Source organism: Pseudomonas sp. NPDC089392 (genome assembly GCF_044749595.1).
In the GTDB taxonomy this organism is placed as follows: domain Bacteria; phylum Pseudomonadota; class Gammaproteobacteria; order Pseudomonadales; family Pseudomonadaceae; genus Aquipseudomonas.
Genome location: NZ_JBIVIF010000006.1, coordinates 13,319 through 39,178, shown reverse-complemented (window position 1 = coordinate 39,178; position 25,860 = coordinate 13,319). Strand labels below are relative to the sequence as shown.

Sequence of the window (25,860 nt, the reverse complement as noted above, 5' to 3'; positions counted from 1 at the left end):
TATGGGCATTTTGCAGAGCAACCAACCTCGACGTTCGGCAGCAGAGCTGGATGAGTTCGTCATGATTCGTCGGCAGATCCACGCCGCGCCGGAGCTAGGTGGCGACACCCCCGATACCGCGGCGCTGGTGGCCGACAAGCTGCAGGCCTTGGGCTATGAGGTGCATCGCAACGTGGGTGGGCATGGCCTGGTCGGGGTGTTGAAGGTGGGCGACAGCCCGCGCAGCATCGGCTTGCGGGCAGACATGGACGCATTGCCGATGAGCGAAAAGAATCCCTTCGAGCATGCCAGCAAGATCCCTGGCCGCATGCATGCCTGCGGCCATGACGGGCATACCGCGATCCTGCTGGCCGCCGCCGCGCAGCTGGCGGCCACGCGCAACTTCAATGGCACGTTGAACGTGATCTTCCAGCCGGACGAGGAGGGCCTGGCCGGGGCCAAGGCGATGATTGACGACGGCCTGTTCGAGCGCTTCCCGTGTGACTCGGTGTATGCGCTGCACAACATGCCCGGCATGCCGGTGGGCACCTGCGTGGTCCAGGCCGGGCCGACCATGGCGTCCTCCGAGCGCGTCAGCATTCGCATTACCGGCAAAGGCGGGCACGGTGCGATGCCAGAACTTTCGGTGGACCCGGTGATGGCGTTGAACAGCCTGATCAGTGGCATCCAGACCATCAAGTCGCGCAACCTGAGCGTGGAGGAGTATGCCGTCATCAGCATCGGCATGATCCAGGCCGGTACCGTCTATAACATCATCCCCGACGAGGCCTGCATGCTGCTTAGCGTGCGCACCGACACGGCCGAGACCCAGCAGAAGATCAACAGCCGCATTGACGCCTTGGCCAACGGGCACGCAGAAAGCTTTGGTGTGCAGATTGACGTGCAATTCACCCAACTGGCGCCAGCGTTGTGCAACAGCGATGACGAAAGTGCGTTGCTGCGGGAAAGCCTGCGGCCGTTGTTTGCCGACGGTACGATGCTGGACAAGATGCCGAAAAAGGTTATGGGCACCGAAGACTTCGCTTACATGCTGGAGGCGCGGCCTGGCTGTTACTTCATGCTGGGTAATGGTACCGGCGAGTTCCATGGTTGTTCGGTGCATAATCCTCACTATGACTTCAACGATGCGTTGGTGAAGATTGGTGCCGATTGTTGGGTGAAGTGGGTCCAGGATTACCTGCGTTGAGGCGGTGCCAGCCACTGCGTCGCCTGCTTCGCGGGCAAGCCCGCTCCTACACCAACCGCGCAGGCTGCGGGCTTACGCTGTACCGATGTAGGAGCGGCTTCAGCCGCGAACACCGGCGTAGCCGGTGCCATCCACCGCGTCGCCTGCTTCGCGGGCAAGCCCGCTCCTACACCTACCGCGCAGGCTGCGGGCTTACGCTGTACCGATGTAGGAGCGGCTTCAGCCGCGAACACCGGCGTAGCCGGTGCCATCCACCGCGTTGCCTGCTTCGCGGGCAAGCCCGCTCCTACACGTACCGCGCAGGCTAGGGGCTTACGCTGTACCGATGTAGGAGCGGCTTCAGCCGCGAACACCAGCAAAGCCGGTGCCATCCACCGCGTCCCCTGCTTCGCGGGCAAGCCCGCTCCTACACGTACCGCGCAGGTTGCGGGCTCACGCTGTACCGATGTAGGAGCGGCTTCAGCCGCGAACACCGGCAAAGCCGGTGCCATGCACCGCGTCGCCTGCTTCGCGGGGCAAGCCCGCCGTTGGTCACCTGCAAGCACGCTTTTTACCCAAGGGTTCAAACTGCGATGTGCGACTCTAAACGGAGGCGTACGATAATGAATACTGCCATACCGAGCGCAATGACCGTAGTGCTGCTAGGTGCAGCCTGCCCAGCCGCATTTGCAGACCCCAACGACGAGGTCGACAGCACATCTGGGTATATCCAGACCGTCGAAAGAACGAGTTCCCACTCGATGCACCCCAGCGCGCCTATAGCAGTCAGGCAATACGCTGACGATGACGCATCTGGATTTATGCGGGCAGTGGGGAGAAATGGTTCCCACTCGATGCACCCCAACGCGCCTGTGCCAGATGAGCATTTCGCTGACGACCAAGTACAAATGCAACAGCAAACCAAGCATTGATAGCCTTATGTTGGCAAGGCGCAACCGAGGCTAGCGCATGAGTGCTCGAAGCCCGCAGCTACCAACGACTGTAGCTGGAACTGACATCATCCAGCCCGGCGCCCAAAACCTGGCTTTCGCGGGCATCGAGCACTCGCTCAAGCCGTTCGATGAACAGCAGTCCTTTTGTGCGTGGGGTTCGCCGCGAAATCAATCAGTTTTGAGGTGAGATCATGGCGCAAACTGATGTTCTGATTGTTGGCGCTGGCCCAACTGGGCTGACGCTAGCGCTTTGGCTCACCAGGCAAGGCGTTGCCGTAAGGGTCGTCGACAAGAGCAGTGGCCCAGGCGAAGCTTCTCGTGCCATGGCTGTTCAAGCCCGCACGCTGGAGCTTTATCGGCAGCTCGATATGGCCGAGGCGGTGATAGCTGCCGGCTATAAAACACCTGCCATGAACATGTGGGCGCGTGGCAGCCACAGAGCGCGAATCCCCTTGATCGATGCAGGCAAAGAGGTTTCTGCCTATCCCTTCGTGTTGATTTACCCCCAAGATCGCCATGAGCGCTTACTGGTGCTGAAGCTTCAGTCACTCGGCGTGGAGGTGGCGTGGCAGACCGAAATGCTGTCCTTTGAAGAGGATGAACGTCATGTCACCGCACGCCTCAAGCATGCAGATGGGCAGGAAGAATCCTTTACTGCGGCTTACCTGGCGGGATGCGATGGTGCTAGGTCACTCGTTCGGCATGAGATCGGCAGTGGCTTCGAGGGCGGGACCTACAAACAGCTTTTCTATGTCGCGGATGTCAGGGTAACTGGCATCGAGCCTGCGGGTGAGGCACACATCGCATTTGATAAATCCGATTTTGTGCTGCTCTTGTGCTACGGCGAAAATGACCAATACCGCCTGATTGGCACCGTGCGTGACGAGCGCGCCGAGCATCCTGAGCAGCTGACGTTCGCGGACGTTGGCCATGATGCCATCAACGGGTTGAACCTCAAGATTGCCGAGGTGAACTGGTTTTCCACCTACCGTGTTCATCATCGTGTCACGGATCATTTCCGCCATGGCCGAGCGTTTCTGCTCGGCGATGCTGCGCATGTCCATAGCCCGGCCGGTGGTCAGGGCATGAACACCGGCATTCTGGACGCGATCAACCTGGCGTGGAAGTTGGCCGCTGTGGTGAAAGGCAAGGCGCCCGATACATTACTCGACAGCTACCAGGTTGAACGCCAGGCATTTGCCCGCACGCTGGTAGAGACAACGGACAAACTGTTCACGTTTGTTACCGCTCAGGGCGGGTTTGCCGACATTGTACGCACTCGCATCGCGCCGCTCTTCGCGAGCGTTGCCTACAAGAGCGAAAACGTCCGTGAATACCTGTTTCGAGTGGTTTCGCAGACCACCCTTGATTACCGCGACAGCCCACTGAGCCGGGGTAAGGCCGGTGGGGTGCAGGGCGGTGATCGCCTGCCTTGGCTGCCTGGGGGCAGGGCAGATAATTACGATTCACTGGCAGCCATCTTGTGGCAAGTGCATGTGTACGGTGAGGCCAAGGCAGACGTGTCCCAATGGTGCGCAAAGCACGGCATACCACTGCATGTGTTCGCATGGGAGCAAGCGTACGAGAAAGCCGGCGTTGCCAGAAATGCTACTTATCTGTTGCGGCCTGATACCTATGTCGCGCTGGCTGACCCTGAGGGGGAGGCATCCACCTTGAGCCGATATTTTTCGGAGCAGGGCATTATGCTGCCCGCTTGAGTGGTCGCTGGCATCGTTGTGCAACGACCACCCGAAAGGCCAGGGTTGCTAGGCCACTTGCTGCACAGTAGGCCGCTGATCGGTAGCGAGTCGTCTTGCACGCCCTACGCCCCAGGCTAAAGCGCGGCTCATCGATTCACCCGGTCGCGAGTCGAAGGCCTCTTCGTGCAGGGCCATGCCGCAGCCTGCATACACGCCAATGAACATCTGCGTCTGGCCAACCCGGGAAAGCCTGACCTTGACATCAATCGAGGTGCCGTCGTCCAGCTCCTCGTCATGAGCCCGATGATGAAGCACCGGATCGGCCCAACCCCAAAACACATCACCGCGAATACGCATGCCGTTCTCCTACGACTTTAGTCTTATAGTCCGTCAAAGATAGCTGGCGATGATGACGTTTCAACTGCACAGGAACGTGGCGGCCTGGAATCAGACAACCGGCAAGGAAATCGCTACAAAACAAGGATGTACGTACAAGCTGTGGACGTTCAGGCGGCACCCGGTGATGAAATGGGGTTACCCGGTTGAAGGGAGCAGAATGACCTCGAAAGTGGTCCCGTCCTTTTCGTTAGATTGCACTTCGATCTTGCCACCGTGACTTGCGACGATTTCCGACGCGATGAACAACCCAAGGCCCAGCCCCGCCGCAGAGCCCCGTTCGCCGGATGAATAGCTTGAGTATCTGCCTTCCGGCTTGAACAGATAGGGCATCACTTCGGGAGGGATAGGCTCTCCCGAATTCTGCACGCTGACCCGTGGAATACCTTGCACCTTGCCAACCGTGACCTTGATCGGGGCCGTCGAATCACCATGTCGCAGGGCATTGCCTATCAGGTTGGTGAACACCTGAGAGATGCGGTCAGGGTCAAATTGACCGGTGATCTGCACCTGCTCATCCAGGAAGATCTGCGCTTGCGGGAACGCCGTGCGTAGCTCGTTAATGACCGCGTGGCAGATCGGATTCAATTCCACCTTTTGCAAATCCACTGGAATGCCTGTGCCCAGGTTGCAGCGGGCCAGATCCAGCAGGTCGTTGATCATGAGGTTCGCCCGGCGTGCGCTGGTACAGACTTGGGTCGCGAGCACCTTGCCTTTCTCATCCAACCCCTTTTGCCGCTGGATCAGGTCGCCAGCCATGAGAATCGCGCCCAAAGGGGAACGCAGATCATGGCCGAGCACTGCCAGCACCATTTTTCGGGTCGACTCGACGGCTGACCCATACGCTGCGATTGACTCTGCGAGCGCTTGGTCGATGGCTTCATTGAACCGAATCATGTCCTGGACATGAAGCGCCTCTGCGAACGACTCTTGGGTAAGCCAGAGTGACAAGACGCTGGAGCGCAATGCCCGGTATTCGGACACCATCTGATCCATTGAAAAACCGGCTATCAAACGAGCAACCGCATGGGTTTCCGCTGCCGTATCGCTGGAACTCCTGGGCCCTCTCCCTTGTGCCTTTTCAGCTTGTTGGTGGCTGGTCTGGGGTGTTCTCATGTCCAGGGCAACAGTGCGCAGCATTTTCTCGGCATGATCGCGCAAGCCAATGGCATCCTGCTTCGGCAGGTCTGTTTCAACTGAGCGGGCATAGTTCTCCCACGCCTGGAGAATCCCCTCCATGTCGCTCTCAATGAATTGGAACAGCCGCATATGTATCCAGACCCTGCTCTTGAACGCCCTCCGAAAGCCTAGCCTACCGAGCCAGCCTGCGTGACCCAAGCGCTATGCCACTCGGCCGGTCCTGACCTGCGCAAAGTGCTGAACCCCACGTTCGGCGTGGGGCAGCCTCAGGAGCAGATGGCAGCCTCAACGCTCCATGACATAGGTGCCAGGCGCGGGGCAGAGCGGTGGGTACTTGCGCGAGCCGAGCTTCTTCGGCGCCGCCCGGCTGTCGCCCGAGCGCTGGCCGATCCATTCGCGCCAATGCGGCCACCAGCTGCCTTGCTGGCGCTCCCCGGCGTTCTGCAGCCAGGCCTGCGGGGCCTCGGCTGCGGCGGGTGCCGCGTAGTAGAACGACTTCGGGTTGCCCGGCGGGTTCACCAGGCTCTGCAAGTGCCCAGCATTGGACAGCACGTAGGTGCTGTCCTCGCCAAACAGCCGGGCGGTGCCGTAGCAGCCCTGCCACGGTGTGATGTGGTCAGTGGTGCCGCCAACCACGTAGGCGCCCACTTGCACTTGGGTCATGTCGATCGACTCGCCGGCAATCTCCAGGCAACCCGGGTTGCTGTAGGGGTTTTGCTGGATCAGGTCGAGGTAGTCGGCGTGCAGTTGGGCCGGTAGCCGCGTGGTGTCGTTGTTCCAGGCCAGGATGTCGAAAGCCGGCGGTTTGTTGCCCAGCAGGTAGTTGTTTACCCAGTAGCTCCAGATCAGGTCGTTTGGGCGCATCCAGGCGAACATGCGGGCCATGCCCTGGCCGCTCAGCACGCCTTTGCGCCGGGAGCTGGCCTTGGCCGCGCGCAGGGCGGAAGGGGAGGTGAACAGCCCCAGGGTGGTGTCTTCCAGCGCCGACTGCATGTCGAGCACGCACACCGCCCAGCAGGTATTGGCCACCTTGTGGCCTTCGCCACGGGCTGCCAGCCAGCCCAGGTAGGCTGCCAGGGTGATGCCGCCCGAGCAGGAGCCCCACATGTTCACATCCGGGCTACGGGTGATGCTGCGCGCCACGTCCACAGCCTGGTCCAGGCACAACGCGTAATCGGACAAGCCCCAGTCGCGATGCTCGCGGGTGGGGTTGCGCCAACTGATGACGAACAGGCTTACGCCGCTGTCCTGAATCCACTTGATCAGGCTTTTCTCCGGCGACAGGTCGATGGCGTAGTACTTGTTGATTTGCGGCGGCGACATCACCAAAGGCCTGGCATGGACCTTTTCGGTGGTGGGGGCGAACTGCAGCAGCTCGAACATTTCATTGCGAAAAACCACTTCGCCCTTGGCCGTGGCGATGTTTTCCCCAACCTTGAACGGCGTGCTGTCGACCTGCCTGGGCAGGCCGCGGTTGTTCACGATGTCCTGGCCGAACTGGCGGATGCCCCTGGCCAGGCTCATGCCACCCGTGTCCACCAGCTTGCGCAGCGCCGCCGGATTGGTCAGCGGTGAGTTGCTCGGTGCCATGGCATCGGCCAGGAGTGCTGCTATGAAGCGGGCGCGGCTCTTTTCCAGCGGGGCAAGGTCGGTGGACTCGATAAAGCGGGTCAGCTCACTTTGGCCGGCCAGGTAGCTTTGTAGCAGTGCGCGCAGGAAAGCATTGGATTGCCAGGCCGGATCGGCGAAGCGCTTGTCCTTTGGGTCTGGCGCGATGCTGGACTGGCCACCGACGATGCCGCGCAGCGATTTCAGGTAGCCACCGGCGTGAGCGCCAGCCTTTAGCGGCGACTTGCCCACGGCCTTGAACAGGCAGCCGGCCCAGTTGGCCAGGTCGGCCGGGCGCACGCTGACCAGCGGGTTGCCCGCCAGGGTCTGGTTGGCAGCGGCGGCGATCAGTTCTTGGTGCTGAGCGTTGTCCGGGTGGTCGGCCTCCTTGCGCGCGCGACGCTTTCGGCCGGTTGCAGGGGGGCGTTGGGTGGGGGTTGCGGTCTCGCTCGTTCGGGTGGATCTGCTCATGGCTGCTCTCGTGATTCCGGGCGCGGTTTTGTTGTGCACCGACTCTAAGGCAGCAGTGGCTGTGGCCACTTCTCATCACACGTCAGCGAATTTTCATTTCATGACGCGAGGCGTGATGAGTCGACGGTGTGCATACACATCGGTGGTTCGGCACAGGCCGTCGTAGGAGCGGGTTCACCCGCGAAGAGGCCGGGCCTGCGGGCCAATATTCCTGGCCGTTCACCGTTGCAGCCGCCACCGCATTCGCGGGTGAACCCGCTCCTACATCGACCGGTGGTGCACACACCTCGATGGTTCGGCACAAGCCGTTGTAGGAGCGGGTTCACCCGCGAAGAAGCCGGGCCTGCCGGCCAATATTCCTGGCCGTTCACCGTTGCAGCCGCCACCGCATTCGCGGGTGAACCCGCTCCTACATCGACCGGTGGTGCACACACCTCGGTGGTTCGGCACAAGCCGTTGTGGGAGCGGGTTCACCCGCGAAGAGGCCGGGCCTGCCGGCCAATAATCCTGGCCGTTCACCGTTGCAGCCGCCACCGCATTCGCGGGTGAACCCGCTCCTACGTCGACCGGTGGTGCACACACCTCGGTGGTTCGGCACAAGCCGTTGTAGGAGCGGGTTTACCCGCGAAGAGGCTGGGCCTGCGGGCCAATACCCCTGGCCGTTCACCGTTGCAGCCGCCACCGCATTCGCGGGTGAACCCGCTCCTACGTCGACCGGTGGTGCACACACCTCGATGGTTCGGCACAAGCCGTTGTAGGAGCGGGTTCACCCGCGAAGAGGCCGGGCCTGCCGGCCAATATTCCTGGCCGTTCACCGTTGCAGCCGCCACCGCATTCGCGGGTGAACCCGCTCCTACATTAATCGAGGGTGCACACACATCGGTGGTTTGGCACAGGTGGGGCACCTATTCATGGGCTGGAAAAGTCACGATTGCCATAGGTGGAGTAGGGAGCAAGCGGCAGGGTTCAACGCGGCTGATCAGCACTGTGGCCCTGCCCATCATGACCTGAACCAACGGCACGTCGGTATTTAGCGCGGCTCAGTATCAGGTAACTGCATTTCGTATCGCTTATCCGAAAAGTCGCAAATACATTCATCCCACCAAGGTAACCGCAGTCGTAAGAACACACAGGCCTTTCTGTGTCTGACTTGAGGTAAGCGATCATGGCTAATAATCAAGACAAGGGCGGCAACCAGGGCGATACCAACACCGGCATGGGCAACAACACCGCGGGTACCGGCCAGCAAGGCGGGCAAGGTGCGGGCAGTGACATGCCGAACAAGCAACAACAAGGTGGCAGTCAGTCAGGGCAGAAGCCTGAAGACAAAATGAACAAGGACTGGGACCGCTCTCGCGATACTGGGAGCAAAGGTGGGCGCCCAGACCAGAACACAACCGACAAGCAGAACCCGACTGATAAAGACCGCATGGGCGGGCAGCAATCGCAAAGCGATAACCCGCAGTGGGACAAAGACCGCTAACTGCCGCTGGTTTGCATCGGGGTGGCATAGCCACCCTGGTGCCAGGCAGTTACTGCACCAGGCGCTGGGGTAGCCGAAGTAAGGCGGAGTGATCAGCTTGCTGGATCAAAACTCGGGATGAAGCTATACCGAAAGGGGCCGGAGTGGAGGTTGTTTCACAGGCTCGAATCATCCGAGGAGAACGTCGCAGTGTCGACTCAGCTGGTCATACGCAACATGACCCGTCCCGAGTTGGACGAGCTTGTCGATTGGGCTGCCCGTGAGGGTTGGAACCCCGCCTTCACGATGCCGAGCTGTTCTGGGCTGCTGACCCTGCAGCCTTTATCGCGGCGTCCAAGGGCGCTGAGCTTACGACCGCACCTGCTTCCCCGCCGCACGCGAAACCTTACTGAGCGAGTGGATAGCCCAAGCCGATGCATGTGCCGTAGGTTGCCAGCGTGACGGCCGGCTCAGCGGCTATGGCGTAGCAAGGCGCTGCCGTGAAGGCTTCAAGATTGGCCCTTTGTTTGCCGATGATGCCTTGGCAGCCAATACGCTTTATGCGCCCCTGGCGGAGTTTGCCCAGGGTGGCCCGCTGTTTCTCGATGCCCCGGAGAATAACCCCGCCGCCATGGCGCTCGTGCATCAACTGGGTATGAGCGAGGTGTTCGGCTGCGCGCGCATGTACCTGGGCCCTGCGCCTGCGATCGCGCACGAACGTGTGTTCGGCGTCACCACTTTCGAGCTGGGCTGAAGTCCGCACCCCCGAAAACCCTCGTTTGGGTGGCTGGAAACCCAAAAACCCCCATATAAGGGTAATTCTGGGCAACCCTTTTAGCGCGCTTGGGCTTCAACCCAAGCGCCAGGCGCTATCGAGCCTGGCATGATGCGTGCTTGTTCCATGATCGAAATGGCATTGCAGAGTGTTCTCTCACAATCTCGAGGTGAAGCGCATGCAGAAAACTCACGAGAGTAACTCGCCAACCTCGGGATTCGAAAAGTCCAGCCGGGATAAACGCGCCTCGCTTTGGGCGAAAATCAAAGCTATCCAATGGCTCTCGCTACCCATTGGGCCCCGTATCATTTCAGTCGCCGCCATGGTTGGGTTGATTGCTACCAGCCTGATGATCAGTATCAGCACCGATCAAAGTACGGCACTCACGGCCAAGTTCATCCAGGCTTTGGGTGCCGTGGATACCGCTAACGCGGGGCTGCCGGGATATCAAACAAGCGACATACTTGACGCGCGTGCGGACAGCGGCTTGTCCCGTGAAGCCCGGGCCAATCGTCAGAAATCACGGAATCTGTTTTTTGCCAGCCTGGGCAATATTGCCAATCAGTCGGATACGCTGTTAATCAATGTCTATGCACCCGATAAGGTCATCATTTGGTCCAGCAACGCTAAACTGATCGGCCAGCAATTCCCGGATAACGACGAACTTGAGAGTACCGAGGCCGGCAAGGGTGGCGTCGTCGCAAATTACCACCAGGTAAAAGAAAGTCGTAAAGAACAGCAGTTCATTCGACAGCCAAGCAACCTGTTCATCGAGCATTACATCCCGCTGGTCAACAAAGCGGGGGAAGTACCCTCCGTCGTGGAATTTTATACAGAGCCCTCTGGTTGGCTGGTACATACTCGGTCGGGTTACCTGGTGGTGTGGCTGGCCTGCTCGATTGCCGCAGCGTTGATCTACCTTGGCCTACTCTCCTTTACGGGTAGGCTTGGCAACCTGTTTCCTTCGAGGATTCAAAAAAATATCGACCACGAAATGGCTACCTTGCTTAACGAAGTGACCAGCGTCGTAGCTCACAACCTGCGCAACCCCCTTGCCGCGGTCCGCTCCAGCGCCGAGTTGGCCCTGGAAATCGGAACTGATGCTGCCTGCAAAAACATCGGGGACATCATCGACCAGGTCGATTGCATGTCAGACTGGATCAAGGAGCTGCATGTTGCATCCACATCGCTGAAGGGTGAAATCGGCAAGGTCGACCCGGTAGATGCGGTACTTGAGACCTTGCGAAATTTTGAACTGCCATTAAGCAACGCCAATGTGCACGTAGAATTTTCAGCAACCAGCACGCTAACGGTCATAGGTCATCACCCGTTGCTGGTTCAAATATTGGACAGTCTGGTATCCAATGCGATAGAGGCGATGCCGGACGGAGGGACTTTGTACATAACCATCAATCAGCGCTCGCCCAAGCGCTTGAACATCATCCTGCAGGACACCGGCAAGGGATTGACCGCTGCCCAACAGAAAGCGTTGTTTCGGCCGCGTTGTGCGATCAAGCAGGGAGGCTTTGGGATCGGCTTGATGTTGGTGAAATTGATCATGCAGCGCTTTGGCGGTCACGCGAGCCTGGTCACTGGCAAACATAAGGGAACAACGGTCAACCTGTGCTTCAGGATGGCAGACAGTGTCTAGTGCGGGCTCTTGATTTGTAGCGCACGGCCCACAGGATTGTCAGCAGCTTCAGACCTGCGCTGTACTTGTGGGAGCCGCGCTTGCCGGCGATGGGCCGCTAAGCGGCCCCGGCAATCTTGAGGCAGGCTCAAGATCCTGATTAGTTCGCGGGCAAGAGGATCACGAAGTTCTTTTTCATGTCTTCCAGCACGGTCCATTTGCCCTTGGCGCCCGGTTCGATAATGAATGTGTCGCCAGCGGCCAGTGTGACAGGGGCGCAACCCTCAAGCTCGATGACGCAGCGTCCACTCAGGACATGGCAGAATTCCCAGACTTTGTAGTCGATGCGCCACGCTCCGGTGCTGGCTTCCCATTCTCCGGAAATGCGACCTTGCTGTTCATCGTGATAGTACTTGGACGTCAGCGTATGAGGGGTGCCTTCCACCACCTCTTCAAAAAAGGGAAGGTCGCGCACCGGTTGGATATCCAGTTCGCGAAACACGGTCAGTTGCTTGTTCATGGTTTTTTCTCGAGCACGTTGTGGGTAGGGCGATACATCAAATAGGCTTCACCGGTTACGCCCAGCATCGGGTGCGGAACGATCTGGCAGGTTTTAACAGTTTGAAAACCGTGACGTTCGTAGAAGCGGCGTGCACCGTGGTTTTCTGCATAATCGATCAGGCATAGCCCATCCAGGCCAGAGTCCTCAGCGCGCTGCTGGGCGTGGCGAAGAAACTGGACGCCCAGCCCCTGGCTGCGCCAGGCCTCATCCAGGGCCAGGCTGGATATGTACAAGGTGTCGGGTATTTCCATGTCGGAATAAGGCGCGAGGACCGGGTCTGTCTCGACAGGCCTGTCAGGGGTCTCGCGCAAGGCATAGCTATGCATCATGCCAATGACGCGCCCTTCGAAAGTGGCCATCAGGCAGTTCTTGTAGGAAAAGTCGCCCTGTTCCCTGGCATAGCGAGACGCACCGACACTCAGCAATGCTTCGCCAGGTGCGGCAAGCTTGCTCCAGATGTAATCGGCCATGCCCTCCGATGTCAGTTGAAAGAAGCGTGCAATATCGTGCGCGTCCGAGGCTTGAGCGGGTCTGAAGTCGATAGGCATGTACAGTGCTCTCATGGGATCGGGTGGTTAGTTTTCAAGGATTATGCCTTTGCAGGGTGGCAGGGTAGGCGGGTTGAACGGTTCCCATCTTGCTCTGGGCGACACCGTCAGTACGGCGTGCGACGCTGCCCTATGCTCAAGGGCTCGTGGCGTTTTTGTGGTTTGGGGCTGGTTTGGTCTCGGAATGTTCGCCTTGAGATATGTCGCGCCTATTCGATCGAGCGCCGCCCGCGCGGCGCTTCGCGGCACAAGGCCGCTCCCACATCTGTTTCGGGCCAATTATTCCTGTGACATAGGCGCGCGCACCCTGGGTGCATGACAGGAGATTGAAGAAGAGCAGGTGTGCAACCCTCGATATAGAAGGGAACAAACAAGGCGGACAGAGGTGAAGGCCCAGGAGAGACTGGCCCGAAACAGATGTGGGAGCGGCCTTGTGCCGCGAAGCGCCGCGCGGGCGGCGCTCGATCTCATAGGCGCTACATACCTCAAGACGAACACATCCGAGACAACACCAGCCCCAAGCCGGGTCCGTCCTCAATGGATCGAAAGCGGTCATTCGCGTCTGACCGCTATCGACCCAAAGCGATCCGCCGTGCTGCAGCCCAGTGGCGGCCTTAACTCACCATCACTTCATCCAGTGCCTGCTCCAGGGTGCTGACCGTGCGCTCGATATTGTGCAGTTTTTCGAGCCCGAACAGCCCGATACGGAAGGTCTGGAAGTCGGCGGGTTCGTCACATTGCAACGGCACTCCGGCGGCGATCTGTAGGCCGTGTTCGGCAAATTTCTTACCGTTCTTGATGTCGGCATCATCGGTGTAGCTCACCACTACGCCCGGGGCCTGAAAGCCGGCTGCGGCCACGCTTTTGATGCCTTTGCCGGTCAACATGGCGCGCACCCGGTCGCCCAGAGCCTGTTGCTCACTGCGGAGCTTGTCGAAGCCGCAGGCTCGCATCTCGTTCATTGCTTTGTTAAATCGCGCGAGAGAGTCGCTGGGCATGGTCGCATGATAGGCATGCCCGCCCTGTTCGTAGGCCTGCATGATCTGCAGCCACTTTTTCAGGTCGCAGGCAAAGCTGCTGCTTTGCGTCTGCTCGATGCGCTCCAGGGCCAAGGCGCTGAGCATCACCAGGGCGCAGCAAGGGGAGGCGCTCCAGCCTTTCTGTGGTGCGCTGATCAGCAGGTCGACTGCGCACTTGTGCATATCAACCCAGATCGTGCCAGAGGCGATGCAGTCGAGCACGAACAGCCCCCCCACGGCATGCACGGCGTCGCCAATGGCCCTCAGGTAATCGTCGGGCAGGATAATCCCGGATGAGGTTTCAACGTGGGGGGCGAAGACAATCTGCGGCTTGTGCGCCTCAATGGCCGCCAGCACCTCGTCCAGAGGCGGGGGAGCGTAGGCAGCCTGGCGGCCCGTATCGACCGGCCGGGCTTTCAGCACCGTGGTGGCTGCCGGGATGTTGCCCATCTCAAGGATCTGGCTCCAGCGATAACTGAACCAGCCGTTGCGGACCACCAGGCATTGCTGGCCGGTGGCAAACTGTCGCGCTACCGCTTCCATGCCGAATGTACCGCTGCCCGGCACTACCGCAACAGCCTGGGCGTTGTAGACCTGTTTCAGGGTCCTGGAAATGTTCCTCATCACGCCTTGAAATGTCTGCGACATGTGATTGAGCGAGCGGTCGGTGTAGACCACCGAGTACTCGACCAGCCCCTCAGGATCAATACTGGGATATAGCTTGGACATGCGGTGACTCCTTTGGCAGAGATGTCATTGGTATGGACCCTGTCCGAAGCCTTGGCAAATGTGAAGATTGATCGGGGCTGTTTGCAGGTACCGTACAGCCCCTGTGCCAGGGCTATGCAGGCCTGTTCGAACCAGAGTATTGAGGCTTTCCTGGCGGCATGGTCTGCTCCACCTGTTCTTCGAACCACTTCAACACACCTGGGCTTCCTTAGTGGGCAAAGTGATCCTTGATGTAGCGCACCGTCTTTTCCAAAGTGCGCGCCATATCGGGATGTGCTAGCTGATACTTGCGTTCCAATTGCTCGCTATTACTCATATCGAAGCGCTGCGTCTGGATAAAGTCCAATGACTCGGCGCTGATTGCAAATCGTGCTGCTAGTCCGGGAATTGTGAAAAGCCACCTGAGCAACCTTATCGGGACATGGCGGCGGGGCGCCTTGACCTCCAGCGTTCTAGCGATCTGCTCAAGCATCCCCTGCAGGCTCAATGTGTGCTCATAGAGCGCCAGGACCTGCCGGTTGGCCATCGAGGGATCGAACGCCACACAGGTCATCATCGCCACCAGGTAGTCGACGCTGACTAATGGCAACCAGTGCCTGGCGGAGCCGGGGACGGCTTTGAACCGACCTTGTGCCAGGTTTCGAACGAGTTCGGCCAGAGGCTGTCCTTCCAGGATGTGCCCACTCTCGCTGTGGCCACACACCGTAGCAGGATGAACGATCGTGTAGTCCGCGCCCGCATCCTGCATATAACGGATGACGGCAAAATGAGACTCGATCTTGCTGCCTTCGTAGCCACCTGCACGGCGGTAGACTGCGGGCCAATTGGTGTTTTCAGGGCACTCTTTATCAACACCGATACTGGCAAGGTGGATAAGGTTTTGCAGCATAAAGCCGCCCACCATCAGCAATCGGATGCGCTGGCTTGCCGCAAGCCTGGCGACTCTCAGCGCCCCTTGCACATTGACTGCTCGAGCGTGCTCCATCGTCAGCCCCCAGGAAAACTCCGCCGCAAGGTGGAAGGCCACAGAGGCTGAAGACACGCACTGCTTGTCCGCCTCGCTGAGCCCAAGCCCCTCTCTGCTGATATCGCCCTCAACGGCATGGATGTACGCCGGATTACCGCCCAGTTGGCCTACCTGTTTTCTGAGGCGCTCAATGTTTCCTGGGGTGCGCATAAGCACCCAGGTCTTGTACCCTGTCGAAGTAAGACGGGCCAATAAGTGTTGCCCCAAAAATCCACTGCCGCCTGTAACGAAGCATTCCACGCTCATGCCTGATTCCTTGTTTGGATGATGGGCGCAGGCTAATGTGTAGAGTCCGCTCTACAGTCAAGGAGTTTTTAGTGTGAATGTTGGAGAGTTAGAGCGCCGGAGTGGTGTCGGCCGGCACGCATTGCGCTATTACGAACAGCTCGGGCTTATCGTGGCCCAGCGACAAGCCAACAACTACCGCAGCTACAGCGATCAGACGGTTGTTGATCTGGCCTTTATTCAGAGCGCCCAGAGTGGCGGTTTTTCCCTCGCTGAGATTGGAGAAATTCTTGCAGCCAAGCGAGGCAACAAGATCGATTGCGCGCAAGGCGCAGCCTTGGTCGCCAGCAAGATGGCCGAAATTCAAGCGAAGATCACCACGCTGCAAGCCGCTTATGTCTTTCTGAGCGCGGAGCATGCGAAGCTTGAAGCCAGTGCCATTGCCAATGGTCTGATCGCTCCCCACTTACCTGTCCATCTGCATGCCTCGACGCCATAGCATTCCGGCAAGGCCATTCGTTTGGCCTAGTGAACAGGACCGTAGTCGAAGGGGGGTTCGAGTAGCCTTCCCAAGAGCGACCACTCCCATAAATAGGCTTCCTTGATTACGAAATCTTCAAGATGGCCTCAAAACGCGACTGACCTACGATGCTCGGCCGTTGCCACCACCTTGCCGCGCTTGAGCACCATCAACCGTGTCGGCAGGTCGAGAATGACATCGGCCACAGCACGGCAATCGACCAGCACCAGGTCGGCATCATTGCCCACCGCCAAACCGTGGTGTTTCAACCCCAAGGCTTTGGCAGGGTTTGTCGTGAGCATCGACAACACGGTGGCCTGATCATCCGCGCCACCTAAGTGGCACGCAGGAATGGCCAGTTGTGCAATGTGTAACAGGTCGCCAGTGCCATAGGGTGTGAATGCGTTTCGGATGTTGTTGGTGGCCAGGCAAACCGTGACACCGCCGTCGCGCAGCGCACGCACAGGTGTCAGGGTGCGTCTTACATTGTGGCTGTCACCCCGAGCTCCCAGGTGCAGGTCGGTGGCGGGCAGGCACATCACGCTGATGTCGGCCTCACGTAGCAACGCGATGACCTGTGCCTGCCGCGCTGGCGAGACGGCGGCCAGGCTGGTCAGGTGCCCAACGCAGACCCGCCCTTGGTAGCCTTCGGCGATGGTTCGACGTGCCACGTACTCGATGGTCATGTGCTCGGCGTCATCGGCGAAGTCCTGGTGCAAGTCAATGTCTTTGCCGTAGCGCTTGGCCAAGTCAAAGACGAAATCAATGTGCTCCTGCGGCGACACGTCGTTGTAGGGAATGCCGCCCACCACATCGGCCCCCATCTCCATTGCCTGGGCCATCATGGCCTGCATGCCAGGCAGCTTGAGAATGCCTTCTTGCGGAAAGGCCACGACCTGGATGTCGATCACCTCGCGCAACTGCTCGCGCAGCTCCAGCACCACTTCGAGCCCGGTGAAGCCTTGGGCGGGGTCGAACTCGGCATGGGCGCGGACATGCGTGGTACCGGCTTGTACCAATGCGCGCAGCACCTGGATCGAACGTTCGCGGATATCCTCACGGGTCAGTGTGGGCTTCAATTCGGCGGTGACGGCGATCGCTTCCTTCAAGGTGCCGGAACGATTGGCCTTGCGCTGCATGACGTTGGCTTTTTCAAGATGCAGGTGGCCTTCGACAAACCCAGCAACAAGCACATTGCCGTCGCCTTGGACTTCGTGCTCCGCCGTGGTGGCGATGTGTTGCGCGATCTCGGCGATTTTGCCCGCTTGCACGGCCACATCTACCCGAGGCTGGGCGTCGTCAATGCGTACATTTCGAAAGATAAGGTCCATCAACTTCAGTCCTCATAAGGAGTGCTGTAGCGCTGCGAAGGCCGGGCTCAGTTATTCGAGCAACCATTGCCCATCACGCGGTACTCAAGCACATGCTCTTTGCCTTGGGAGTCTTCGTACGTCATGCGAGCGGGCACTACCTGACAGACATTGGGGACCTCGCTCATGGAAATGACACGGGCAATATCGAGGTGCTGGGAGTAGCTGTACTGTTCAACCGGAGCCTGCTCGACCTGTTGCTCAACGTCGGTAGCCATCGCCACGTTGCACAGCGCGCCGAGTATCAATGCGAACAACGCTTTCAATTTTGATCACCTTCAGGTTGTGGCTGGGCCGCTAAATTGCGGCCCAGCCCATGTGTTGCAGCCAAATCAGAACGGTTTGGTGGGCAGGTATTTGCCATCCAGGGTGATCACTGCGCGCGAGCCTCCCTCGGGGTCTTCGACTTTCTTGATGTCCAGCTTGAAATTGATGGCACTGATGATGCCGTCGCCGAACTTTTCATGAACCAGCGCCTTCAAGGTGGTGCCGTACACCTGCAACATCTCGTAAAAGCGGTAGATGGTCGGGTCGGTCGGGATACCATTTTGAATGCTGCCGCGCAGTGGCACGGTCTGCAGCAGTGCGATGCCGTCCGCGTCGAGGCCGAGCTTGTCACCCACCACCTGGGCGGCGCTCGCCGGCAACGGGTGCTGGCCCAACAGTGCTGCGGTGACGAACGCTTCGGACAAACCGGTGCCTTCGGTGATCTGGGAGAACGAGAGGTCTTTGCGGGCTTTGGCCAGAAGGATGACTTCGCTCAGGGCAAGGCGGGCGTTCTGGCTGATTTGCGATTGGATCATGGTGTTTCTCCTTGGTTGAAAGATGTTCAGGCAACGCGCTTGGGTTGATGGGAAACGGCGTGCACTTCGGGGTTGTGGGCGAGGGATACGAATTTGCCGGTACTGCCATCGAAGGCCTCGATCAGCCCGCTTTCGATGTCGTAGATCCAGCCATGCAATGTCACGCGGCCTTCTTCAAGGGCCAGGCGCACCGAGGGATGGGTCTGGATGTTGGCAAGCTGGGCGATCACGTTTTCGCGCACCATGGCTTCGACCTTGGCCTGCGGGCCGAAATGGTTGCGGGCTTCGTTAACCACTCGGGCGGAATCGGCGTAGCGCAGCCAGCCGGCCACTGCGGGCATGTGGTCCAGGCATTTGCAGGTGGCGATGGCCGTCATGGCGCCGCAATCGGAGTGGCCGCAGATGACGATGTCGGAAACCTGCAAGGCCGCCACGGCATATTCGACCGAGGCCGATACGCCTCCAGGCTCAGGCCCGTAGGACGGCACGATGTTGCCTGCATTGCGGATGACGAACAGGTCCCCGGGTTCGCGCTGGGTGACCAGCTCCGGCACCAGGCGGCTGTCGGAGCATGAGATGAACAGGGCACGTGGGCTCTGCTGGCTGGCCAGATCCTTGAACAGTTTGACGCGCTCGGGATAGGCGACTTTCTGGAACTTCAGAAACCCGTCGATGATGTCTTTCATGGCTGACTCCTTGAGTGACGCGATGTGTTGAAGCAAAGGTTACGCAGCACCTTAAATAAGGTAAAAGTCTGATTTATGATCAGGTGGATCAGATAATCTTATAGGTTCATCCATGCTTGCCCGGCACATTCAGTACTTCATCGCAGTGGCAAACCACCTCAGTTTCACGCGCGCCGCAGCGGCCTTGCATGTGTCTCAACCGGCCTTGTCGCAGCAGGTCCGCCAGCTGGAAGAGAGTCTCGGCACTCCGTTGTTCGATCGTTCCGGCCGGACCACGCGATTGACGGATGCCGGCGAGGTGTACCTGCGCTATGCCAAGCGAGCCGCGCAGGAACTGCAAGAGGCAAAACGAGCCATTGATGACCTCGGCGATCTGAGCCGCGGATCACTTCGGGTGGGGGTAACACCGACATTCACCAGCTACCTCGTTGGCCCGCTGGTTGAGGCGTTCCATAGCCGGTACCCGAACATTACGCTGGTGCTGCGAGAGATCGCTCAAGAGGCGCTGGAAGAACTGTTGTTGGCCGACGAGGTTGATGTGGGAATTGCGTTCGACAACGGCCATCATCTGGACCTGGAGGCCCAAGCGCTACTGGTCGAAACCCTCGCGCTGGTGGTCGGCAAGCATCATCCTCTCGCCACGACGGGCAGTATTGGCCTGGAGGTGTTGAACTCAGAATCGTTGATACTCTTGAGCGCCGAATTCGCCACGCGTGAGCAGATCGACAGCTACTGCCGCCAGCACAACATTCGCCCTCATGTTCAAGTGGAAGCCAATACCATCAGTGCGCTTATCGAGGTGGTCAGCAGGACCACGCTCTCGACCTTGTTGCCGGCCAACATCGCCCTGGCTCACGAGCAGTTGGTCGCTATCGCGCTAGACCAGCAGCGCTTGCGACGCACTGCTGTTCTGATGCAACGAAAAGGGGTTTACCAAACGGCTGCAGCGAGGGCCTTCGTCGAACTGGCGATGAAAGTGGCCAGGCAACTTGAGGAGCCAGGCTGCTCCGATCAGCTGATGTAGAAGGGGGCCAAAATCTTTAGGCCAGTTCAGGTTACCCGCGAACATGGGCGAAGCCCGTGCCGTCCTCCGCGTTGCCTGCTTCGCGGGTAAACCCGCTCCCACAGGGTTTGCGCCGGCCTCTGAAAATGAGCAAGAGCAGCACTCTCTTGATGGCCGCTATGGGTCGTTAGCTGCCTGTCGTGGATGGCTGTTATCGACCGATAGCTGCCAGTGAATCCAGCTGCAATTTCTGTAGGAGCGGGCTTGCCCCGCGAAGAGGCCAGCCCTGGAAACGGATTTGCCTGGCACGGGCTATGCTCGTGTTCGCGGGTCAAGCCCGCTCCTATAAAGAGATTTGGATCAGTGTAGGAGCGGGTTTACCCGCGAACACCGGCACAGCCGGTGCCATCCCCTGCGGCGCCTGCTTCGCGGGTAAACCCGCTCCCACAGAATGCGCGTCGCGCTGTTCATTCAGATGCAAACGACGGCCGTTCCGCAAACCACGCCACCGCCAGCTCCTTGAATGCCTCAGCCGAAGGCGTCAGCGGATAGCGCTGATCATGTGCCAGTACGATGCTATGCGTTGGTAATTTCTCCTCGGTCGGCCGACATACCAGTGCTTGACCATCATAGCTACGGTCACCAAATGGCCGGGTATAGATCAGCGCCACACCAAACCCATTGGCGACGAGGCTACGCTGCAACTCGAACGTGCGCACACGGTGCACCACGGCGGGTGACAGATCGTAAAAGCTGAACAGGTCCAGCACATGCTGCCAACTTTGCGCCTGATCGGTGACGACCAGGGTGTATTCGGACAGCGCCTTCAGACTGACACGCGACTGCCTGGCCAGCGGGTGATCGGCCGACAGCAGTACCTGAGCGGTCAATTGACACAGTTGCGTGCATTGAGTGTTCGGCGGTAAACCCAGGTCGTAGGTGATAGCCAACTCTATCGCCCCCTCGGCAAGCCGCTTGCCAACGTAATCGAAGCTGCCATCGCGCATATCGACAGTGACTCTTGGGCAAGACTCCTGCATCCGCCGCACAATCTGTGGCAGGCAGTAGGGCGCCAGGTCTTCAAAGCACCCGACCACCAGTTCCCCGACGCACTCGCCTGCATTGGCATTGATCTCGGCAAAGGTCTGAGCCTCTGCCAGAACGCGACGGGCCTGGACCATGACGGTGCGACCGAATGGGGTCAGCGATATGCCAAGGCCACGTTGGCGGATGAAGATGGATTGACCCAGCACCTCCTCCAGTTCGGTGATGGCCGCCGAGATGGAGGGTTGTGAAACATGAAGCTCCATGGCGGCCGTGGTCAGGTTGCCGTGCTTGGCCGCTGCGAGTGCATAGCGCAGTTGTCGCAGTGTGAACTTCATAGGTTTTACCTTTGTGATGCATCAGTACTTATTATTTTATCCTTTTTTGAGGTTATGAAATATTTCTCCCGTGCAAATGTTCTTGTTTGGGAGCGTCACAATGACAATTACAAAGGCTCTGCTGACTACGACACTTTCTTTCGGGCTGCTGGCGTCCGCTGGCGCCAGCCAGGCGGCCGGTTGGTGCGAGTCTGGCAAACCGGTGAAATTCGCCGGTTTGAACTGGGAAAGCGGGATGCTGCTTACTGACGTGATGCAGTTCGTGCTGAAAAATGGGTATGGCTGTGAAACTGACAGCCTGCCGGGTAACTCCATTTCCATGGAAAACGCCCTGAGCAGCAACGATATCCAGGTGTTTGCCGAAGAGTGGGTAGGGCGCAGTGAGGTCTGGAACAAGGCAGCGGCTGCCGGCAAGGTCGTCGGCGTCGGCTCACCGGTCGCTGGCGCGGTCGAAGGCTGGTACGTGCCGCGTTATGTGATCGAAGGCGATGCCAAGCGCAAACTCGAAGCCAAGGCACCGAACCTCAAGAGCATCGACGACCTGGGGCAATACGCCCAGGTGTTCAAGGACCCGGAAGAACCGGACAAGGGGCGCTTCTACAATTGCCCGGCCGGCTGGACCTGCGAGCTGGACAACAGCGAGATGCTCAAGCGCTATGGCCTGGAAAGCGTTTATACCAACTTCCGCCCGGGCACCGGCCCGGCGCTGGATGCCGCCGTCTTGTCGAGCTACAAGCGTGGCGAGCCGATCCTGTTCTACTACTGGTCGCCGACGCCGCTGATGGGCCAGGCCGACCTGGTCAAGCTGGACGAGCCCGGCGCGGATAAATCCCTGACCATCAAGGTGGGTGTGTCGAAGGCCTTCCACGAGCAGGCGCCGGAACTGGTGGCGGTGCTGGAAAAGGTCAATCTGCCGATCGATCTGCTGAACCAGAACCTGGCGCGCATGAGCAAGGACCGTATCGAGTCGCCGGAGCTGGCCAGGTTGTTCCTCAAGGAACACCCCGAAGTCTGGCACAGCTGGGTCAGCGAAGACGCAGCCAAAAAAGTAGCCGCGGCACTCTGAGCTTATGGTGTCGCCCGGCGCCTGCCGGGCAAGCCACACGACAGTCCGCTCCATGCACTTGCTCGAGACAATTCCATGTTTCCCAAAAACTTCACGTTTTCCATTGCCGACTGGGTCAATGGCTGGGTCGATGCGCTGGTAAGCAACTACGGTGACGTGTTCCGGCACATCTCCGACACCCTGTTGTGGGCCATCGTCAACCTCGAAGGCCTGCTGCGCGCAGCACCCTGGTGGCTGATGCTGGCCATCGTCGCCGGTATCGCCTGGCACGCCACCCGTAAAGCCGCGACCACTGCCGTGATCGTTGGCTTGCTGTTCCTGGTCGGTGCGGTAGGCCTCTGGGACAAGCTGATGCAGACCTTGGCGCTGATGCTGGTAGCAACGCTGATATCGGTGCTGGTCGGCATTCCGCTGGGTATCCTGTCGGCGCGCAACGACCGCCTGCGGGCGGTGCTGATGCCGCTGCTCGACATCATGCAGACCATGCCCAGCTTCGTGTACCTGATTCCGGTACTGATGCTGTTCGGCCTGGGCAAGGTGCCGGCGATCTTTGCCACTGTCATCTATGCCGCCCCGCCGCTGATCCGCCTGACTGATCTGGGCATTCGCCAGGTGGACGGCGAGGTCATGGAGGCGATCAATGCTTTTGGTGCCAATCGCCTGCAACAACTGTTCGGCGTGCAGCTGCCACTGGCGTTGCCGAGCATCATGGCCGGGATCAACCAGACCACCATGATGGCCCTGTCGATGGTGGTCATCGCCTCGATGATCGGCGCCCGTGGCCTGGGTGAAGACGTGCTGGTCGGCATCCAGACCTTGAATGTGGGCCGCGGCCTCGAAGCGGGCCTGGCCATTGTGATTCTGGCGGTTGTGATCGACCGCATTACCCAGGCCTATGGCCGGCCACGGCATGGGGTGGGCAAATGAGCGCCAAGCAGATGATGAACAAGATTGAAGTCAAGAACGTCTTCAAAATCTTCGGTGCCCGCGCCGAAGATGCCCTGAAACTGATCCGCCAGAAAAAAGCCAAGGAACAGGTGCTGGCCGAAACCGGCTGCGTAGTCGGGGTCAACGATCTGTCGTTGTCCATCGGCAGCGGTGAGATCTTCGTGATCATGGGGCTGTCGGGCTCGGGCAAGTCGACCCTGGTGCGTCACTTCAACCGCCTGATTGACCCCACCAGCGGCGAGATCCTGGTCGATGGCGAGGACATTCTGCAGTACGACAGGCAAGCCCTGCGCGAATTCCGTCGGCACAAGATCAGCATGGTGTTCCAGAGCTTCGGCCTGTTGCCGCACCGCACCGTGCTGGACAACGTCGCTTATGGCTTGAAAGTCCGTGGCGAGAGCAAGGCCCTGTGCACCGAGCGTGCCCTGCACTGGATCAGTACCGTGGGCCTCAAGGGTTACGAAAAATCGTACCCGCACCAGTTGTCGGGCGGCATGCGCCAGCGCGTCGGCCTGGCCCGTGCCTTGGCTGCCGACACCGACATCATCCTGATGGACGAAGCCTTCAGTGCGCTCGACCCGCTGATTCGCGCCGAAATGCAGGACCAGTTGCTGGAACTGCAAAAGACCCTGCACAAGACCATCGTCTTCATCACCCACGACCTGGACGAAGCGGTGCGTATCGGCAACCGGATTGCCATTCTCAAGGACGGTCGCCTGATCCAGGTCGGCACGCCGAAGGAAATCCTCTACCAGCCTGCGGACGAATACGTAGATCGTTTCGTGCAGCGCCGCGTAGCTTCGCTTTAAGGAACAGCGTGTATGTCGATTACGGAAAAAATCATCATCGCCGATGCGCCCGTTCGCTGGCAGGACGTGGTGGCCGTGGCGCGGCATGGGGCGCAGATTGAGCTGGCCCCATCGGCCTGGGCGCGCATCGAGAACGCCCAGGCGATTGTCCAGCGTATCGTTGCCAGCGGTGAACGCGCCTATGGCGTCAACACCGGGCTTGGCGCCTTGTGCAATGTTTCATTGCAGGACGAACAACTCAGCCAGCTGTCACGCAACACCTTGCTCAGCCATGCCTGTGGCGTGGGTGCGGCGCTGTCGGACGAACAGACCCGGGCTATCATGTGCGCGGCGATCATCAATTTCTGCCAGGGCCGTTCCGGCCTTCAGCGCAAGGTGGTCGAGGCACTGCTGAGCTTGCTCAACCAGCGCATCACCCCGCAGGTGCCGAAGCAGGGGTCGGTGGGGTATCTGACCCACATGGCCCATATCAGCATCAGCTTGCTCGGCGTTGGCCAGGTCAGCTATCGCGGCCAGATCGTGCCGGCGCAGCAAGCCTTGGCCGAGGCGGGCCTGGCGCCGGTCAAACTGGGTGCAAAGGATGGCCTGTGCCTGGTCAATGGTACCCCTTGCATGACCGGCCTGAGCTGCCTGTCTCTGGACGACGCCACTCGGTTGAGCCAATGGGCGGACGTTATCGGCGCCATGAGCTTCGAGGCCCTGCGTGGCCAACTCGATGCCTTCGACCCTGAAATCATCGCGATGAAACCGCACCCCGGCATGCAGCGTGTGGGCAGTAACCTGCGCCGCCTGCTTGACGGCAGCGAAATCATTGCCAGCAGCCATGGCATTCGCACCCAGGACGCCTTGAGCATTCGCTCGATTCCGCAGGTGCATGGCGCCGCGCGCGATCAGTTGGCACACGCTGCGCGGCAGATCGAAACCGAACTCAACTCCACCACCGACAACCCGATGCTGCTGGGTACGCCTGACTCTTACCGGGTGGTTTCCCAGGCGAACCCGCACGGCCAGTCCGTGGCCATGGCGGCCGATTTGCTAGCCATTGCGGTGGCCGAGATCGGAGCGATTGCCGAGCGGCGTCTCGATCGCCTGATCAACCCGTTGGTCAGCGGTTTGCCGGCCTTCCTGGTCAGCCAGCCGGGCGTGAACTCGGGCATGATGATTGTGCAGTACGTGGCCGCATCACTGTGTGCAGAAAACCGCCAGCTGGCACAGCCGGCAGTCATCGACAACTACGTCACCTCCGGCCTGCAGGAGGATCACCTGAGCATGGGGACCAATGCCGGGTTGAAGCTACACCGGGCGCTGGAGAACTGTACGCAGATCCTTGCCATCGAATACCTGTTGGCGGCCCAGGCATTCGAGTTCCTCAAGCAGCAGCGCTTTGGCGCAGGTACCCACGTTGCCTGGCGGTTGTTGCGCGAACGGGTCCCGGCCTATGCCCAGGACCGTTGGCTGGCCCCGGATATCGCCAGCAGTGCAGCGATCCTGAAGGATCCTGGCCTGCTTGGCGCTGCATTCCCCGAGCTGCTGTGACAGATGTAGGCGGCTGGAGATCTCTTAGCTTCGAAGGGTGCGGGTCATATCCGAAAAATGACGACCCTATGGGAGCGGGTGTGTCGAACCGCCGCGAACACCGGCGAAACCGGTGCCATGCACCGCGGTGGATTCTTCGCGGGCGCGCCCGCTCCCACCTAGACTGCATCACCTTCAAGGCTGGCACAGAACCTGTAGGAGCGGGCTTGCCCGCGAAGCAGGCGATGAGGTGGATGGCACCGGCGTTGCCGGTGTTCGCGGCTGAAGCCCACAGGCACTGTGGTGACTTGCATCCGGCTTCAGACTCCCTTCAGATTTGCCGCAGAT

Annotated in this window: 22 protein-coding genes and 1 pseudogene; 11 read left to right on the top strand and 12 right to left on the bottom strand. The window is 59.7% G+C overall.

Features of this window, described 5'->3' with window-relative positions; translation table 11 throughout:
- Position 1: 1 nt before the first annotated feature.
- Positions 2–1,186, top strand: a complete 1,185-nt coding sequence (locus tag ACIP1G_RS08190) for a M20 aminoacylase family protein (RefSeq protein ID WP_400735351.1) — start codon at positions 2–4, stop codon at positions 1,184–1,186.
- 1,123 nt (positions 1,187–2,309) lie between these two features.
- Positions 2,310–3,836, top strand: a complete 1,527-nt coding sequence (locus ACIP1G_RS08185; RefSeq protein WP_400735349.1) for an FAD-dependent oxidoreductase — start codon at positions 2,310–2,312, stop codon at positions 3,834–3,836.
- 48 nt (positions 3,837–3,884) lie between these two features.
- Here ACIP1G_RS08185 and ACIP1G_RS08180 read toward each other — a convergent pair whose 3' ends face one another.
- From ACIP1G_RS08180 to ACIP1G_RS08170, 3 genes are all read right to left on the bottom strand, one after another.
- Positions 3,885–4,175 carry a hypothetical protein gene (locus ACIP1G_RS08180; protein ID WP_400735348.1) on the bottom strand — a complete coding sequence of 97 codons (291 nt, stop codon included), beginning with the start codon at positions 4,173–4,175 and terminating at the stop codon, positions 3,885–3,887.
- A 177-nt stretch (positions 4,176–4,352) separates the two neighbouring features.
- Positions 4,353–5,483 carry a sensor histidine kinase gene (locus ACIP1G_RS08175; protein ID WP_400735346.1) on the bottom strand — a complete coding sequence of 377 codons (1,131 nt, stop codon included), beginning with the start codon at positions 5,481–5,483 and terminating at the stop codon, positions 4,353–4,355.
- Between the two features lie 156 nt (positions 5,484–5,639).
- Complete coding sequence (locus ACIP1G_RS08170) at positions 5,640–7,433, bottom strand: alpha/beta fold hydrolase (RefSeq protein WP_400735345.1); 1,794 nt, start codon at positions 7,431–7,433, stop codon at positions 5,640–5,642.
- A gap of 1,165 nt (positions 7,434–8,598) precedes the next feature.
- On the opposite strand from ACIP1G_RS08170, the gene ACIP1G_RS08165 reads away from it, so the two are divergent.
- The 3 genes and pseudogenes from ACIP1G_RS08165 to ACIP1G_RS08155 all read left to right on the top strand — a co-directional run bounded on the left by ACIP1G_RS08165 (position 8,599) and on the right by ACIP1G_RS08155 (position 11,321).
- Positions 8,599–8,916 (top strand): hypothetical protein, encoded by a 318-nt coding sequence (locus ACIP1G_RS08165; protein ID WP_400735343.1) that lies wholly within the window; start codon positions 8,599–8,601, stop codon positions 8,914–8,916.
- A gap of 189 nt (positions 8,917–9,105) precedes the next feature.
- Positions 9,106–9,649, top strand: a pseudogene (locus ACIP1G_RS08160) (hypothetical protein).
- 199 nt (positions 9,650–9,848) lie between these two features.
- Positions 9,849–11,321, top strand: a complete 1,473-nt coding sequence (locus ACIP1G_RS08155; protein WP_400735341.1) for a sensor histidine kinase — start codon at positions 9,849–9,851, stop codon at positions 11,319–11,321.
- 139 nt (positions 11,322–11,460) lie between these two features.
- Here ACIP1G_RS08155 and ACIP1G_RS08150 read toward each other — a convergent pair whose 3' ends face one another.
- The 4 genes from ACIP1G_RS08150 to ACIP1G_RS08135 form a co-directional block, all read right to left on the bottom strand.
- Positions 11,461–11,820, bottom strand: coding sequence for a cupin domain-containing protein (locus ACIP1G_RS08150; protein ID WP_400735340.1), 360 nt, complete (start codon positions 11,818–11,820; stop codon positions 11,461–11,463).
- Positions 11,817–12,410 (bottom strand): GNAT family N-acetyltransferase, encoded by a 594-nt coding sequence (locus ACIP1G_RS08145; protein WP_400735339.1) that lies wholly within the window; start codon positions 12,408–12,410, stop codon positions 11,817–11,819. The genes ACIP1G_RS08150 and ACIP1G_RS08145 overlap by 4 nt, the downstream gene beginning before the upstream one ends.
- 614 nt (positions 12,411–13,024) lie before the next feature.
- Positions 13,025–14,158: an aminotransferase class V-fold PLP-dependent enzyme gene (locus ACIP1G_RS08140; RefSeq protein WP_400735337.1), complete on the bottom strand. Its 1,134-nt coding sequence runs from the start codon at positions 14,156–14,158 to the stop codon at positions 13,025–13,027.
- A gap of 208 nt (positions 14,159–14,366) precedes the next feature.
- On the bottom strand, positions 14,367–15,431 hold the full coding sequence (locus ACIP1G_RS08135; protein ID WP_400735335.1) for an SDR family oxidoreductase: 1,065 nt from the start codon (positions 15,429–15,431) through the stop codon (positions 14,367–14,369).
- 73 nt (positions 15,432–15,504) lie between these two features.
- On the opposite strand from ACIP1G_RS08135, the gene ACIP1G_RS08130 reads away from it, so the two are divergent.
- Entirely contained in the window at positions 15,505–15,909 is a 405-nt protein-coding gene (locus ACIP1G_RS08130; protein ID WP_400735334.1) for a MerR family transcriptional regulator, read from the top strand.
- Between the two features lie 128 nt (positions 15,910–16,037).
- Here the strand turns inward: ACIP1G_RS08130 and ACIP1G_RS08125 are convergent, their stop codons facing one another.
- The 4 genes from ACIP1G_RS08125 to ACIP1G_RS08110 form a co-directional block, all read right to left on the bottom strand.
- The gene (locus ACIP1G_RS08125) at positions 16,038–17,261 is read right to left on the bottom strand and encodes an amidohydrolase family protein (protein ID WP_400735332.1); all 1,224 of its coding nucleotides are present in this window, start codon (positions 17,259–17,261) and stop codon (positions 16,038–16,040) included.
- Between the two features lie 47 nt (positions 17,262–17,308).
- Positions 17,309–17,566, bottom strand: a complete 258-nt coding sequence (locus tag ACIP1G_RS08120) for a DUF2790 domain-containing protein (RefSeq protein WP_400735330.1) — start codon at positions 17,564–17,566, stop codon at positions 17,309–17,311.
- Positions 17,567–17,632: 66 nt separating this feature from the next.
- Positions 17,633–18,103, bottom strand: coding sequence for a cyanase (gene cynS, locus ACIP1G_RS08115; protein WP_110993677.1), 471 nt, complete (start codon positions 18,101–18,103; stop codon positions 17,633–17,635).
- Positions 18,104–18,129: 26 nt separating this feature from the next.
- Positions 18,130–18,789, bottom strand: coding sequence for a carbonic anhydrase (locus ACIP1G_RS08110; protein WP_400735328.1), 660 nt, complete (start codon positions 18,787–18,789; stop codon positions 18,130–18,132).
- A gap of 112 nt (positions 18,790–18,901) precedes the next feature.
- Between ACIP1G_RS08110 and cynR the strand changes: the two genes are divergently transcribed.
- Entirely contained in the window at positions 18,902–19,813 is a 912-nt protein-coding gene (gene cynR, locus ACIP1G_RS08105; RefSeq protein WP_400735326.1) for a transcriptional regulator CynR, read from the top strand.
- Between the two features lie 446 nt (positions 19,814–20,259).
- Here cynR and ACIP1G_RS08100 read toward each other — a convergent pair whose 3' ends face one another.
- The gene (locus ACIP1G_RS08100) at positions 20,260–21,174 is read right to left on the bottom strand and encodes a LysR family transcriptional regulator (protein ID WP_400735324.1); all 915 of its coding nucleotides are present in this window, start codon (positions 21,172–21,174) and stop codon (positions 20,260–20,262) included.
- Between the two features lie 100 nt (positions 21,175–21,274).
- Here ACIP1G_RS08100 and ACIP1G_RS08095 point away from each other — a divergent pair, with 100 nt between their 5' ends.
- From ACIP1G_RS08095 to hutH, 4 genes are all read left to right on the top strand, one after another.
- Entirely contained in the window at positions 21,275–22,240 is a 966-nt protein-coding gene (locus ACIP1G_RS08095) for an ABC transporter substrate-binding protein (RefSeq protein ID WP_400735322.1), read from the top strand.
- Between the two features lie 75 nt (positions 22,241–22,315).
- Entirely contained in the window at positions 22,316–23,167 is an 852-nt protein-coding gene (locus tag ACIP1G_RS08090; protein WP_400735320.1) for an ABC transporter permease, read from the top strand.
- Positions 23,164–23,997, top strand: coding sequence for a glycine betaine/L-proline ABC transporter ATP-binding protein (locus ACIP1G_RS08085; protein ID WP_400735318.1), 834 nt, complete (start codon positions 23,164–23,166; stop codon positions 23,995–23,997). Before ACIP1G_RS08090 ends, ACIP1G_RS08085 begins: the two co-directional genes overlap by 4 nt.
- 12 nt (positions 23,998–24,009) lie before the next feature.
- Entirely contained in the window at positions 24,010–25,533 is a 1,524-nt protein-coding gene (gene hutH / locus ACIP1G_RS08080) for a histidine ammonia-lyase (RefSeq protein WP_400735317.1), read from the top strand.
- Positions 25,534–25,860 lie beyond the last annotated feature (327 nt).